Source organism: Geobacter sp. (genome assembly GCA_009684525.1).
Taxonomy (GTDB): Bacteria; Desulfobacterota; Desulfuromonadia; order Geobacterales; family DSM-12255; genus Geoanaerobacter.
On sequence record WKKR01000002.1, the window covers coordinates 1,010,719 to 1,026,451 of the forward strand.

12 protein-coding genes and 1 pseudogene are annotated in these 15,733 nt (G+C 40.0%); all 13 read left to right on the forward strand.

Going from position 1 to position 15,733, the window contains the following annotated elements; all coding sequences use genetic code 11:
• The first annotated feature begins 45 nt into the window (after window positions 1–45).
• The 13 genes and pseudogenes from GJT30_10595 to GJT30_10655 all read left to right on the forward strand — a co-directional run bounded on the left by GJT30_10595 (window position 46) and on the right by GJT30_10655 (window position 15,498).
• Window positions 46–855 (forward strand): ABC transporter permease, encoded by an 810-nt coding sequence (locus GJT30_10595; GenBank protein MSM40056.1) that lies wholly within the window; start codon window positions 46–48, stop codon window positions 853–855.
• A gap of 22 nt (window positions 856–877) precedes the next feature.
• Window positions 878–1,270 (forward strand): GxxExxY protein, encoded by a 393-nt coding sequence (locus GJT30_10600; GenBank protein MSM40057.1) that lies wholly within the window; start codon window positions 878–880, stop codon window positions 1,268–1,270.
• A gap of 759 nt (window positions 1,271–2,029) precedes the next feature.
• Complete coding sequence (locus GJT30_10605) at window positions 2,030–2,698, forward strand: hypothetical protein (GenBank protein MSM40058.1); 669 nt, start codon at window positions 2,030–2,032, stop codon at window positions 2,696–2,698.
• Between the two features lie 189 nt (window positions 2,699–2,887).
• Complete coding sequence (locus GJT30_10610; GenBank protein ID MSM40059.1) at window positions 2,888–4,090, forward strand: NAD(P)-binding protein; 1,203 nt, start codon at window positions 2,888–2,890, stop codon at window positions 4,088–4,090.
• 3 nt (window positions 4,091–4,093) lie between these two features.
• Window positions 4,094–4,780, forward strand: a complete 687-nt coding sequence (locus GJT30_10615; GenBank protein MSM40060.1) for a glycosyltransferase — start codon at window positions 4,094–4,096, stop codon at window positions 4,778–4,780.
• 4 nt (window positions 4,781–4,784) lie between these two features.
• Window positions 4,785–8,102, forward strand: coding sequence for a hypothetical protein (locus GJT30_10620; GenBank protein MSM40061.1), 3,318 nt, complete (start codon window positions 4,785–4,787; stop codon window positions 8,100–8,102).
• A 27-nt stretch (window positions 8,103–8,129) separates the two neighbouring features.
• Window positions 8,130–9,227: an acyltransferase family protein gene (locus GJT30_10625; protein ID MSM40062.1), complete on the forward strand. Its 1,098-nt coding sequence runs from the start codon at window positions 8,130–8,132 to the stop codon at window positions 9,225–9,227.
• A 7-nt stretch (window positions 9,228–9,234) separates the two neighbouring features.
• A pseudogene (locus tag GJT30_10630) lies at window positions 9,235–9,933 on the forward strand (ATP-binding cassette domain-containing protein).
• Window positions 9,934–10,522: 589 nt separating this feature from the next.
• Window positions 10,523–11,131, forward strand: coding sequence for a methyltransferase domain-containing protein (locus GJT30_10635; protein ID MSM40063.1), 609 nt, complete (start codon window positions 10,523–10,525; stop codon window positions 11,129–11,131).
• A 1-nt stretch (window position 11,132) separates the two neighbouring features.
• On the forward strand, window positions 11,133–12,152 hold the full coding sequence (locus GJT30_10640; protein MSM40064.1) for a glycosyltransferase: 1,020 nt from the start codon (window positions 11,133–11,135) through the stop codon (window positions 12,150–12,152).
• The gene (locus GJT30_10645; GenBank protein MSM40065.1) at window positions 12,152–13,156 is read left to right on the forward strand and encodes a radical SAM protein; all 1,005 of its coding nucleotides are present in this window, start codon (window positions 12,152–12,154) and stop codon (window positions 13,154–13,156) included. Before GJT30_10640 ends, GJT30_10645 begins: the two co-directional genes overlap by 1 nt.
• A gap of 60 nt (window positions 13,157–13,216) precedes the next feature.
• Window positions 13,217–14,278, forward strand: coding sequence for a hypothetical protein (locus GJT30_10650; GenBank protein MSM40066.1), 1,062 nt, complete (start codon window positions 13,217–13,219; stop codon window positions 14,276–14,278).
• Entirely contained in the window at window positions 14,275–15,498 is a 1,224-nt protein-coding gene (locus GJT30_10655; GenBank protein ID MSM40067.1) for a glycosyltransferase, read from the forward strand. The genes GJT30_10650 and GJT30_10655 overlap by 4 nt, the downstream gene beginning before the upstream one ends.
• Window positions 15,499–15,733 lie beyond the last annotated feature (235 nt).

The window sequence follows — 15,733 nt, forward strand, 5'->3', positions numbered from 1 at the left end:
TCTTCGGATGCGCCGCCTTTTTGATTGCTGCTGCAAGAGGATTCAATGAATTACTTCCGCGTATTCTCGGCGTTCATCGCCGAACTGGTCACCCGCCGCCAACTCATTCTGGAGATGACGCGGCGCGACTTCAAGAGCAAGTATCTGGGCTCCTATCTCGGCATGCTCTGGGCGTTCGTGCATCCGACCGTCTACATCACCATCCTCTGGTTCGTCTTCTCCTTTGTCTTCAAGAGCAAGCCGGTTCAGGACGTCCCCTACGTGCTCTGGCTGGCGTCCGGGATCATCCCCTGGTTCTTCTTCAACGACGCCCTTTCCAGCGCCACGGGCGCGATCCTGGATAACTCCTTCATCGTCAAGAAGGTGGCCTTCAGTATCGGGATTTTGCCGCTGGTGAGGCTCTTTTCGACGTTGATCATCCATCTCTTCTTTCTGGCCATGATCTTCGTCATGTTTGTCATCAACGGATCCCCGATTTCCATTCATAGTATCCAGGTGGTCTACTTCCTTGCCGCATCCCTCATTCTCCTTACCGGCCTCTCCTGGCTCACCTCGTCGGTGATCATCTTTTTCCGCGACATGGGGCAACTGGTGGCCATGGGTCTGCAGTTTCTCTTCTGGGGCACCCCCATCTTCTGGCCGATCAACCTGGTACCGGCAAAGTATCTTCCTTTCGTCAAGCTCAATCCCGTGGAGTACATTGTCGAAGGCTACCGCGACAGCCTGATCCACAAGGTCTGGTTCTGGGAGCACCCCTGGCAGACCCTCTATTTCTGGGGGGTCACCGGGTTGCTGTTCGTGCTGGGGGCGGTGGTTTTTCGCCGACTGCGTCCGCACTTCGCGGATGTGTTGTAGACTTTAGCCACGGATAACACGGATGGCCACGGATAACAGCAAACCAAATTCTCTAATTGCAGATGAAATCACCTCAAGAATAATTGGGGCGATCTACGAGGTTCATTCCATATTGTGGCCGGGCTTCCTTGAAACCGTTTATCAAAAGGCGTTGGTCAAGGAACTGCGTCTGCGGGGTGTGGTGCTTGAAGAGCAGAAAGAGCTTCGTGTGCTGTATAAAGGTGAAGATGTCGGTTTGTATTTCCCGGACATTCTTGTTGAGGGTGAAGTAATTGTCGAATTGAAAGCTGTGGATGTTTTAAAGCCTGTACATCAGGCGCAATTGTTAAACTACTTGAAGGCTACCGGAATACGAGTTGGCCTTCTTGTTAACTTTGGCACTTCCCGTGCCGAATTTAAAAGATTAGTTTTATGAGGGACATCCGTAGTGGAAAAAGCATGAGCCACGGATTACACGGATTTTCACGGATGTAAGCTTTAACCCCAAAAAGATGTTATCCGTGTCCATCCGTGACATCTGTGGCCAACGGTTTGAAGGTTTTGAGATTAAAAAACATGAGCCACGGATTACACGGATTTTCACGGATGTAAGCTTTAACCCAAAAAAGATGTTTAATGGGTTTATCCGTGTCCATCCGTGACATCGGTGGCTAACGGTTTGAAGGTTTTGAGATTAAAAAGCATGAGCCACGGATTACACGGATTTTCACGGATGTAAGCTTTAACCCCAAAAGATGTTATCCGTGTCCATCCGTGACATCAGTGGCTGAAGGTTTGAAGGATTTGAGTTTATCTGCGTCCATCTGCGGTCATCTGCGGTTCCATGTTGTGTTATTTGGTTTTGGTTTTGATTTTGCATAAAAATGTGTACAGGTCACCAGAGTAGTTAAGAAAACAGTTGGCAGGATACAAGCCTAAGTTCAGTTTTCGGCACAGAGTGTACACAGAGAGGAAGTCAAGGCAACGAATAGGGACCGATAGCAGGCAATAGGCTGCTTGAGCGCTCAGTGAATTAACGGGCGGCTCCGTGGTAACGCGACATGCAGGGGGTCATTCTCAGGATTTTTGTTTAGAAGTTTTCATAAATCTGCTAAAGTTGCGGTTGATTTCGGCGGAAGATTAAATAAAACGAGAACAAGATCAATATCAGACGCGTACAAAGGAGGCATTCACAATGCGGAAGATGATCACGAGTATAGCGACAATTCTGGCAGTATCGGCATTGATGGTTGGGGCTGCAAGTGCGGCGGATAAGTTGGTGGTGAAGGGGACTAATGGCACAGACACAGTCTTTGCTGTAAGTGACACAGGCGTGCTCACATTGGGCGCTTCAGCATTTACTCCAGATGCTAATGCGAAAATTCACGTAAAACAGGCAAAAAGTGGTGTTGTTGCATTGCGTGTTGAAAACCCCAATATCTTTAATGCCAATGATGCAGCAGCTCAAGAGCAATTTGTCCTTGGACCCGCCGGGCAAGAACATATTATTTTTCAGGTTTTGTCTGATAGTGTGCCTGGATATGGTGTTCCTGGGGTAAGTGGTACTGCTTTAATGAACTGTTACACTCATGATTTTTATATTAGGACAAACGCGCAAAACGTGTTTAAGCTTTTTAAAAGTGGTGCAGTCGCAGATACGTTAGTTTTGAAAAATGGGAACGTTGGAGTTGGTACTGCATCTCCGACCCATAAGTTAGAAGTTGCGAGTGGTACGATAGCAATTTCTCCGGCAACGACGACTACTGCTCCGACAGCAGGTGCGGCAGATGCATTACCCGCTACACCAGCAGGTTACATGACTATTACGGTGAATGGAGTTGATAGAAAGATTCCATATTATTGATTTATGTGATGTCATAACTTATATCCAGCAAAAAATGTAAGCGAGAATTGATAGTAATTGAGTGTTTTATTGGCGTAGATTTTTTAGGATCTTAGTTCCTCATTAGCTTAAAGGCGGCCATCATTGTGTGTGCCGCCTTTTTTATAGCAATAAAACTTATCGAATCCGTTATTCGATATTAGGGTGTATATGCAATCATACCGCTATGTTATATTGGGCGCAGGGCCCTCTGGGCTCAGTTTTGCGCATACACTCCTGAGGCATGGGGAAACTTCATTTGTTGTCCTTGAGAAGGAGGCTACGCCAGGTGGGCTCTGTCGCAGTTGTGTAGTGGATGGTGCTCCTTTAGACATTGGAGGGGGCCATTTCCTTGATACAAAGCGTTGCGATGTTTTGGACTTTGTTTATTCATTTATGCCTAAAACAGAATGGTGTGAATATGAGCGGATATCTCGAATAATAATTAATGGTCATAGTGTAGATTATCCTTTAGAAGCAAATATCTGGCAGTTTCCTCATGAAATTCAATTAGATTACCTTGAATCTATTTCTAAGGCTGGGTCTGTATGTGGTCAACAAATGCCGTTAGGTTTTAGGGATTGGGTGTATTGGAAGCTTGGGAGCAGGATTGCCGAAGATTACATGCTTCCATATAACCAAAAACTTTGGTCTATCGATCTTTCAAAGTTGGGGACATATTGGTTATATAAATTACCTGAAGTGTCTTTTCGAGATACGTTACGCAGTTGTTTAGAAAAAAAATCAACGGGGAAAATACCCGCTCACAGTCGATTTCTGTATCCATCTAGTTTTGGTTATGGAGAGATTTGGAGCAGGATGGGAAAAGCACTTGGTAATCATTTGCTTACCTCAAGCCCTATAACTAGTATTGACGTAAATAACCTTATAATTAATGATCACTTCAAAGCTGACATGATAATTAATACTGTGCCATGGACTTCGATTTGCAAAATATCAGACTTACCTTCAACTATTGTTAGTGCAATAAGGGAGTTGGAGTATACCTCAATAACGATTGATTATTATCCAGATAATTTAAACACGGATGCTCACTGGATATACAATCCTGATATGAGTAAATCTTTTCATCGTATTCTGTGTCGGAATAATTTTTTGCATGGGAGTATGGGGCATTGGACTGAAACTAATTCGGCTCGTTCAATCCAATCTGTCAATTGGCAATATATAAATGAATATGCTTACCCGGTAAATTTGATAAACAAGCCTAGGGTGATTAATGAAATATTGTCTTGGGGCCGTAGCGTCAATATCGTTGGTTTAGGAAGATGGGGGACGTGGGAGCATATGAATTCTGACGTTGCCGTAGCAAATGCGATCGAAGTTGCGCGTAGCTTGGTGGCTGGGATGTAGTGTATGAAAATATCATTGTGTTTATTGGTATGGAATGAATTAGAGGGGTGCAGGCATGATGTCCCACTGCTACCTCTCGGGGAATTTGATCAAGTTTTTGCTGTTGATGGAGGAAGTACTGACGGTTCAGTTGAGTATTTAGAATCTCAAGGGATTAGGGTTTTTCAGCAACCGAAGAAAGGTTTGAATGCAGCTTATATTCATGCTGTTGACTGTTGTTCTGGTGACGCGATGGTTGTTTTTCTTCCGAAGGGGACAATTGATCCTTCTACCCTTAAAAATTTTAGACCATTGTTAGAGGGTGGATACGATTTAGTGGTTGCAAGTCGGAAAATTGAGGGGGGAAGGAACGAGGAGGACAGTAAGATATTTAAACCTCGTAAATGGGGGGTATTGTGTTTAGCATTTTTTGCTTCATTGCTCTGGCGTAGAGAAGGCTGCTTCATACGAGATGTCTTACATGGATATAAAGGTTTTTCAGTCGAAGGGTTTAGGCGAATAGCGCCTTTGGCTCATGGTTTGTCGATTGATATTGAAATGGTTATTCGCGCGTATAAACTGCGTCTAAAAAGAATTGAATTTCCTGTCAGCGAGATTGAACGCCCTCATGGAGAAACTCGCTTTAAAATCCTACCTACTGGTATAAAGCTTCTTAAGTATCTTTGGGAAGAAATAAACAGAAGGAATTAATTTTATGAGGTTGAATATATGCTTTATATTTGAATATCTTATCAAAAGATTATCTATCTTATCGATATTAGGCCCATATGTAATAATCACTTCATTGTTGTTTTCAAGTCTGTTGTCATTATCACTTCTAATCTCACGATTTCAATTAAAAATAAATCAAACATACACTGATTTTATTGTTGGTAGTATCGCATGGTCCGATGCATCTAAAACAATTGAATACTACGCCTACATAATATTCATACTTGTCTTTACATCCAATATTTTTTTTGTGGCATATGTTTTTAGAAGATTAACGGATAAATTATGCAATACGAATAGTGTGGATGCAATTAACTCAGTGTTTATTTTGCCTATTGGTTGTTTTGTATTATGGTTCGGTAATTACATGGTTAGCAGTCACTCCCGCACTGATTATCTTGCAATGACTCTAGTTGTGTATGCAGGCGTGATGTTCACATTGATGAATTTAATCAAATACAGAAAACAGCTTGATAGGGATAGTGTAATTTGTGTAACTGGGTTGGTAGTAGCATTTTTGATAATGGTTCCATTGATAGGCATATCTTTTTTTATGGTGATCGCGAGAGCGTTAACACTATATGATATTAAAATAATGAGTAGTATTTGTGGATTAATATCATCAAATACTGCAATCGTATTGCTTAGCTTGTTATTTGCGGCGGCAGTTGTAATTCAGTTAATGTTCATAACTAATATTTCACTGAATTGCTTTAAGGTAAGTCTGACAAAGGCAATAGTTATTATGCAATATCCATTGCCTTTATTAATATTCGTATTAATCCCGCCGGTGTGGAAAGCAAATGGCAGTTTGATGTATGGTTATAACGCATCCGGTTTCTTGTTATTTTGTTTAGTTGTGTATGTTTTAATTTCGTGGAGAGCGATATTTAATAAATTTCGAAAAATTAAATTATCGAATAAATGGTCAGACGCTTGGCCTTCTGATGTGCTGGATTCACTGGCAGTAATTGCAGTTCTTGTTTCGATGCGTATGCCAGCAATTGGTGTGCAATACGCTCGGGATGATTATCATATGGGAGAGTGGTACCTCCCTTGGCAGCAGCTAATACAATTTGGAGAGCTGCCTTTTGTTGACCTCAACTATCCTCACGGTTTTGTTCATCTTCTGCATGGGATGTTTTCATGGGCATTCTTTGACGGGTCTGCAGCATCCTTTATCCCAGCGGATTCAATCTTGTTTGCAACCGCAATAGGGTTAACCTACATTGCTTTCTCAGGCGTTATTGGGCCAATTTATGCTTTTATTGTTTTAGTGACATTCCCATTCCCAACAAATTACCACAATTTCTGGTTCATATCGCCACTATTACTGTTTTTAATAAATAAAAGAATGTTGCTGAATCCATTTAAGTGGTTGCTGGTCTGGTATGTTGGGTCAATTTTATTGATATTGTATGCTATGTCAACGGGAGTGCCATTTGCTATAGCTTCCTTCCCTGTAGCATGCTTTATGTTTTATCAGGCATGGCAATTAAATAGGTATAAATTATTATATTCAATTTTAATATTTATGATAATTAGCTTAATAGCTTGCATTGTCACCCCATTTGCTAGTGTAATATACTATCTTCTCGTGTATTTAAGAGATAATTCATCTGTAAATAGTGTTGCAAATGGAATATCTTGGCTTGCCTCAATCGGTACTGGTATATCATCTGGTAAAGGAATATTTAGTGACGGAATAATATGGGAAATAATGAGAGTAGGATGGATATTAGTAGCAGTACTTATTTTGTATTTAATGTTACGCGAATTTTCTAATGGTGTTGGGGGAGCCTCTACGCAGAAAGTAATTTGTTTCTTTATTCTTTTTGGGTTTCTCATGATATTGTCTATATATAGTCTTGGACGGATTGATGAAGGATTTTCCAGAACTGGTGCAGTGACAGTATTTATTGTTTCACTTACACTACCACTTTACATATCATTGTATCAATATGTGCATAATAAAACTAATCTGTGGATTATCTGCTTGCTGTTTGGCGCTGTGGGAAATGGGTTGGTAGGGCGTACTTTGCCAAACATAATAAATATCGCGAATAATCCATTTACAATAGTCAATCTTACTGACGATCAATTCCAACGCTTAAATTCTCAGCAAATGCTGCCAAGACTTGGAAATGTATTGCTCGAAGAAAATAGGCTGGAATCTTTAGTTAGATTAAAAAAACATTTTGATGAATTGCTGAAGCCAGGAGTAACATTTCTCGACCTAAGTGGTCATTCTGCCTATTATTTTTATTTTAATTTGCCAGTAATAATGCAGGAAGCGGCTTTTTATAATGCTTCTTCGGCTAAAATGCAAAAAAGGATTCTCTCCCGAATAATGTCTAATCCACCAATGGTAGTGCTTATTGATGGAAATATTAATCAACATGATGGGGGGAGTGCTTCATTGAGGGCTAATCTGATTTATAGGTATTTTTGTCTCAATTATTTGCCACTTAAGCGAGGGGAGTATATCTTTCTAGTTAAACCAGATTATGCAAGAGAGTTCCCCTTTTGGGGATGTTCCGACGAAATCTTTGCTGAAGTCCAGGAAATTTGTACGACTGCTAAACGTGGGATAATAAACAAAAGATTAATATCAATTAAAGTATTGGGCAACGAGCTGATTAACGATATTTCGCATGGAGATTATTTAGTATTTAGAGGGAAGTATAAAGGTAAAATCATTGAAATCACGAATAGAGCAATTGTCGTTGAATTGGATAAGTCATTGACTGATATTGTTTATGGAGTTCAGAAGGTTAAAGTTCAGCGAAGCGTTAGTTTAACTGCTCGAATGCCTCGAACTCGTGAAAATGAACTCATATTGCTTGATAAATCGTTTAAAATTGACTCATTGTTAAAAATACCGATTGCTTGGGGTAGATCATGGTACTCATTGTCTTCTAAATTAGAGCAAGTCTATCATTCAGACCATAATAATCCTGGTCAAAAAATTATTATTAATACAGATGATCTTAGTCTTCTGCCGAGAGACATTGCTTTTTTGTCTTTTGACTTATCGATACCAATGGGGACTGATGTGAAAGAATTTGAAGGAACTGTTGGCTGGAATGAGAAAAACGATATTGATTTTTTGGAAAAAAATACCATTCGATTTATTGCTGCTAATGGGAAAATGCTGTTACCGGTAGACGTGAGCCCGCGCTGGATGCTTGGGAATAGATTACATCAGATAAAGGTTGAAATAGATGTCAAAGGGATGAGTGCCAACAAGATACAAATTTCCAATATTAATTTGTATAAGCGAAATGCTAATCAGATTTAGTCATTTCATGTCGTTGAGTAGGGAGCTATGAAGTACTCTAGTGGATTGGATGGACTTAGGGGGATATCGGTTGTATTCGTGATTCTTTATCATTACGGATATCTTCGATTTGGTTGGATCGGGGTCCAGATGTTTTTTGTTTTGTCGGGATATCTTATTACAAATATATTATTGGAAGACAAAAAGTCTGATCATTATTATTATAATTTCTATTCAAAGCGAATATTGAGGATATTTCCGCTCTATTTTTTTTATATCATGTTGTTGACGATATTATTTGCTGTTGTCCGACAACCCGATGATTATGAGGGTAATATTAAATGGCTGATTACTTTTACATACAATATAAAAAGAATGTTCTTCGGTGAAGGTGTCTCGTTATTTTTCACTCATTTTTGGTCATTATCTGTAGAAGAACAATTTTATTTATTTTGGCCATTTATTGTCTATAAATTCTCAGAGCTACGGTTGAAATGTATACTAGTTTTATTGTTGGTAGGTGTCCCTGGTCTTCGTTATTTGCTGGTTGAAATTGCATCAATATGGAATAATGACAGTTGGTGGTTAGGAAGTCTAGTATATAATTCAACATTTTGCCAAATGGATGCATTTGCTGTAGGTGCAATAATTGCTACAATTGGTGTAAATAACATACATATAAGAATAAAAAATATCGCGTATTTGACATTAGCATTTTTAATTACAGGATTGACTATTGCGTATTGCATTAATGGGTCAAGTGTAATCTATTCGTTTTCAGAAAAAACGCAATATTTAAAACCAGAGTACCTGGTAGAGAACGGGTATATGCATGTTTGGTTTTATTCAGCAATCAATTTATTAACTGGATTCATGATAATGGAAACATTGACTAATTCTAGAACAATCATTGATAATAAGATCATGGTTTATATTGGTAAAATATCATATGGGGTTTATGTATATCATTTACCTTTGTTGTGGCTGGTTAAAAGGTATGTTGACTTTAATACAATTAAATTCAACATAATTGGAAGTTTATTATTTGTTTTATATTTTGTTGTTGTGATCGGAATTTCGGCCTTAAGTTACCACTTTTTAGAATATCGCTTTCTTAAACTGAAGAAGATAATTGTTAAGGCTTGATACGCTTATGTCATTACAGCATATTGTAATAGAAGCAAAAAATCTTACGAAGGTCTACAAGCTTTATAATTCACCTGTAGATCGTTTGAAAGAGTCTTTACATCCTCTACGCCGGCAGTACCATCACGAATATTTTGCTCTAAACAATATAAGTTTTGAGATTAAGCAGGGGGAATCCGTAGGTGTTATTGGCAGAAATGGTTCCGGGAAGTCTACCCTTCTGAAAATTCTTACAGGAGTGCTGACCCCAACCAGTGGCGCCGTAGCGGTCAATGGTAAGGTTTCTGCCTTGCTTGAACTCGGTGCTGGGTTTAATCCGGAGCTTACGGGTTTAGAGAATGTATATTTCAATGGTATGCTCATGGGGTACACGCGTGAGGAGATGGATGCGCGACTCAGTGATATCCTGTCGTTTGCTGATATTGGAGAATTTGTTTATCAGCCAGTCAAAACTTACAGCAGTGGCATGTTTGTGAGGCTGGCTTTTGCTTTAGCAGTGAATGTGGACCCCGATATTCTAATTATTGATGAAGCGCTCGCTGTCGGTGATATCATGTTTCAAAGCAAGTGCATGGATCGTATCAATCAGATGACTAAAGGTGGAGTAACTACTTTGTTCGTTACTCATGATATGAACTCCGTTAATACATTATGTGACCGTGCGATCATGCTTGATTCAGGTCAAATTTACAGTCAAGGCAAACCACAAATGATTACCTTGCAGTATTATCAACTAATGCGTGAAAAAGAGCAGTCTGCGAAATTTGCCGATACGAAAGAAGATGCTGATAAAAAATATCTAGAGATGAAAAATAGCATAAAGGATAAATGCAGCTCTATCGATTATCAATATGGTACCGGTGCTGCAAAAATACTTAATTATATTATACTTAACTCGGCAGACCAAGAAACTGTGAGCATTGAGAGTGGTGAGACTTTCAAATTAAGGCTTATGGTAGAATTTTATGAGCAAGTCGATAACCCTTGTTTCGGTTTTGCGATCAGTAATATTGTAGGCCAGAACCTTCTTGTTGCGCATAGTTTCTTTGACAGTGACGAACAATTCGGACCAAGAAATCGAGGAGAAGTTGTTCATGTAGAGTTACTGGCAGGCATGTTGCTTAATCCTGGTCACTATCTATTATCGTTTGGGGTTGCAGACCATGCAACCTCGCAGGATTTCACAAATCTTGATACCAGAAAAAATGTCTGCACTTTACATGTTTGGGGTAAGGAACAATCACAGGGAATCATTTATCATCAGCCTAAAATAAGAATTTTATGATCTCGCAACCATGAGAGAAATATTCAATATAGAGCTTCAGCAAATATTCAACCGTAATATGCCTATTGTTATAGAACTTGGATGTGGCAGAAATAAAACCCCAGGCCGTATAGGGATAGACCGGCTTAATATGCCCGGTGTTGATATTGTGGCTGATATTGAGCAGGGGTTACCATTTTTCCCCGACAACTCGGTTGACGAAATTCATTCAAGAAGTTTCTTTGAGCATGTGGAGAACCTTGAAGGGTTGATGCGTGAGATCGTTCGTGTTCTCAAGCCTGACGGGACCTGCCATCTTTTTGTACCCCATTTTTCCAACCCATATTACTATTCCGATTACACGCACAACAAGTTTATGGGGCTCTATACCTTTTATTACTTTGTCGATGACATATATCAGTTACGGAGAAAAGTGCCAAATTTTTACACCGACATAAGGATTAGAGTAGTCTCTCAAAAGCTGGTTATTGCTAATCCATTTAAGCGTCTGAGCTTGTTTAAGAAGCCTCTGGAAGTGATCTTTAACTGCAATAGCATGTTCCAAGAATTTTACGAGGCAAATCTTTGTTGGATCTGTCCTTGTTACGGGCTTGACCTGGTTTTTAAGGCTGACAAATAAGATGCTTTCTATTCTCAAGACATTTTTCGGCAAAGCAACAACTAAGGGTGCAATTCCTGCGGTGGGAGAAGCCGTTCCTAATGTCGGCTGGATTCTTCTTGGCGATATCAATACCGGCAGTTCAAGAATCCATGGAATAAACATCCATAATTTCCTTTTGAAAAGAGGGATCGCTTCCACCATATTCCAGACCAACCCTTCTATGAAGCACTTCCTGACTTTGACAACGGCAGAACGGGACAATTTGCTTGATTCGGGAATTACCGTTCTTATTTTTCAGAAAGTGTACGGGAAAGAAGCTGTTTTTTTGGCTGAAGCTGCAAAGAAAAGAGGAATTAAGACAGTATTCCTTGTTTCAGATATTCTTGATAAAGAGATGGATCAAATGGTTAAGGCAGTTGATTACCTGGTGGTGACATCAGGGTTTTTGCGGACGCATTATTGTGGGAAATATGGGATAATGCCTATAGCTATTGACGATGCTCTGGAGATCGATGAAGATATAGTTAAAGTGCATGAAAAGACTGATACTATCCAACTTGTATGGGTAGGGCACGAGTTTAATTGGAAAACTCTGGATATAGTTCATGAAGCGCTACGGCAGCTTGATGACCCTCGCTATTCGTTAAAGACCATATCAAACCACCCTGCCGCTGATGTGGCATGGGATCTCAAAACAGTTCACAGTGAAATACTTTCAGGTGATGTCGTTGTTATTCCCACCATTGATAACATTTGCTGGAAGGTAAAATCAAACAACAGGCTCACCATGTGCATGGCTCTTGGAATGCCTGTTATTGCCTCAGAAATGCCGGCATATGAGAAGATCATCAAAAACGGGCACAATGGGTTCATGGCCAGGACTATTGATGATTGGGTAAGGTACTTGGTTGATTTGAAGGACGTAGGGCTTCGTGAAAAAATCGGTGCCGAGGCCCGCAGGACCGTGATCCCTCGCTATTCTATCGACGTCATAGGTGAAGAATGGATTTTAAAGCTCAGTAGTATGGTGAACTCCTGATGGTTTTCAGCAAAAAATTCCTTCAATACAAACTGCGGCAGAATTTTTTTGCCAAGCTTTTTTACATGGCTTTCCCTGATAGATATGTGAACCATTACAGGCAGATAAAGACCATGTATCTGGAGCTCTCTTCAAGATGCAACCTCAAATGTACATTTTGCTTCCAGCAGTATAAGCCGGAAAATACTTGTAACATGCCGGTAAATTGTGCTTTGGCGTATTTGGGAAAATTACCTGCGTCGGTAACAAATCTTATACTGCATTTTTCAGGCGAATCATTTTTGAACCCGGATCTCCCTGTGATTTTAAAGTCGATAGCTGGGAAAAACATTCATACTCATCTTTGTTCTAATGGTACTTTGCCGGGAACACAGTATATTGATGCTCTGAATGCCGGTCTGAATCATTTGATATTTGCTCTTGACGGGACGTCACAGGAGTCCCATGGCAGGCACAGAATTGGAAGCGATTTCAGCAAGATTCTCAATACGTTGAAAGAAGTAGTGGGTAATAAGCCCCCAGGAGTTAGCGTGGGAGTTCAGTGTGTAGTAACCAAGTACAATGAAAATGAGATTGAAGAGATGAAAACAATCTTGAGAGGAGTCAATGCTGATTTTCTTTATCTGAAGACGTTGTCTCTTGATATAGCTTCAAGTGAAAAGCTTAACAAACTGAGATATGAAAACGCATTAAGCTATCTTCCTGTAAATAACGAGTATTCAAGATACAAAAGAAATAGAAAAAACTTAAAGCTTAAAATGCCAATTATAGTATGTCCTTACGTTTATGAGCCGGTAGTTTGTGCAGATGGTGAAGTTGCTCTTTGCTGTATTGATATAGAAAGAAAGGTTAAGATCGGCAATATCAAGGACTATAATTCATTTGCAGAACTGTGGAACACCAAACATTATCGGGAGATACGTAAGCAGGTTTTGCACAAGAAATTAGCTCTGTGTCAGAGATGTAATATGACGATGATGGGTATTTCTTGTCCTAGCCTTTGATGTCTAGTCGGGTGCAAAATATTAGACTGAATATTCATATTACAGAGGATTGATTATTCCATGTTGGCATTACGTGACATTTTGTTTACCAAATTAGGGTTACATTATGTCCCGCGAAAAAGATTGAGATTTGGCAAGGTTAATAGGCTGATTGTCAGTACGTGTATTGAGCACATAAGCGGTCCAGAAAGCATAGCATGTAGTGATGATGAGCTTATTGTTGTGTGTGTAGTGCGAAACGGTGCGTATTATGTTAAATCGTTCATAGATTATTATACCGATATTGGTGTAAAGCACATTGTATTACTTGATAATAACTCTGTTGACAATACTGTAGCAATTGCCAGAAAGTATGACAATGTTACCATATTGAAGACCAAGTTACCCTACAGGACATACGCTCACGGATTTAAGGCATATCTCCTTAATAGGTTTTCTCGGAATACCTGGTGCTTATGCGTTGATATCGACGAGTTTTTTGATTATCCTCATTCTGACCGTCTTTCTATAAATATGTTCTTGAAGTATCTTAACGGCAACTCATGTAATGCTGTAATGGCGCAAATGCTCGATATGTTTTCAGGTCAGCCATTGTTTGATCCTCCGTCTGGACAGAAGTTTGCCAGGAGCGATTATAGGTATTACGATATATCAGCAATTAAGAAGGATATGATTAGTGACAATATTGCCGGGCTCAAGATTCCTGTTCATTATAACGGGGTGAGGCAGCAAGTGTTTGATCTTGACGTAATATGTTTATCTAAAATGTGCTTGCTGAAGCGAGATGGACGTCTAGATACGGACACCTTTAATTCGCATTTTGTGGAAAAAGGTTACCAGCTGGCAGATGTTACCTGTTTGTTGTACCATTATAAATTCACAGATGAATTTTCAGAAATAGTAAAAAATGCACTTATAGAGCAAAATTACTGGCAGAACTCAAAAGAATATCTTGCCTATCATAAAATCAGCACTGGAAATCCTGGCAAAAGCTTAAAGCAATTATCGAATAAGCCTGTTGAATTGCGAAACATATCTGAACTTATGCAGTCAGGGTTTATTGTGACATCCGAAAAATACGATGAGTATTCACGTTGCGTTGTAAGTCAATTGGATAGATGATGAACGGGGTCAGCCTAGTTATTTGCTGTTATAACAGCGCAGATAAATTGCCTCCAACAATCCAGCATATAATTGATATGCGGGTTTCCGATGGTATTCCTTGGGAGCTTATCATTGTTGACAACGCTTCCACTGATGGCACTTCTGAAATCGCTGCCAAACTAGTTTCCTCTCATCTGAAAGACGTGACAAGAATTGTTGTCGAAAATCAGCTTGGCCTCAGGAACGCTCGGCTAAAAGGTTTCGAGGAATCACGATATGAGTATATCTGTTTCATAGATGACGATAACTGGGTTTGCCCCGAATGGGTCAATATCGTCTACGAAATCATGTCTGGGCATCCAGAAGTCGGTGCTTGCGGCGGTAAAGGTTTCCCAAGCTTTGAGTCGCCCCCCCCTCCTTGGTTTGAACAGTTCCAGCAGTGTTACGCAGTCGGTCCACAGGGTGAATCGAGCGGATATGTCGATTCGAGAGGATTTCTCTGGGGAGCTGGATTGACTATCAGAAGTACAGCATGGCAAGAAATTGTCGAGAACGGATTTTCTTTTTCACTTTCAGGGAGGCATGGAACAAACCTCAGCTCTGGTGAGGATTCCGAAATTTGCCTTGCGCTTTTGTGTTACAGGTGGCGCCTATGGTATGATGATAGACTATTATATTATCATTACCTACCATCATTCAGGCTTACTTCGGACTATCTGAAAAAGCTGACTAGAGGTTTTGGTGCCTCAGAAGTTGTTTTGAGCTCGTACAGGGAATTTATAAATTCAGATGTGTCAATAGCGCCGAATTTCACCAATATTTGGATGAAAGATTCTAAGGCGATCATATGGCATTATAAGCGCAAGTACATTAGATTGGGGCATAAACTTGTTAGTAACGATACATCAAGTGAATTGATAGCATCTTATGTCCAATTTGAAAAGTTTTGGACAATCATAAAATTGCGCAATAGATATGATGATATGAAAATTCAAATCTACAACTTTTATAAAAATTCCCCATTATATAAGAAAAAATCGGAAGAGATTGGTTTGTTGAAAAATCATCAGATTCCAGGCGACCAGCCGATTGACTTTCTGTCGATTCATGAGAGGGATGCGTTAATCCAGCAACTTCAGAAACGAATTCATGCTTTGGAATCCTCCCTTTCCTGGCGACTCACCTTCCCGCTCAGAAAGTTGCTGGATATTGTGAAATCGGTGAGTCGGAAACCCTGACTCGAGAGGTGATCGCGAAGGTTGAAGCGATTGACAAAGCTGAATGTCTCGCCTAATGTTTCAGGTAGGAATGTGTTGTGGCGGTAAGAATTATGTTGTCAACCGTTACTACCAAAGGCCAGATAACCATGCCGAAAGAGATTCGTGATATTTGTGGACGGTTATAACGCGGTCGTGATGAAAAAACGCGGCATCAACAGTCTTTACTCGTTTGATCGCAAGAAAATATTAAGAT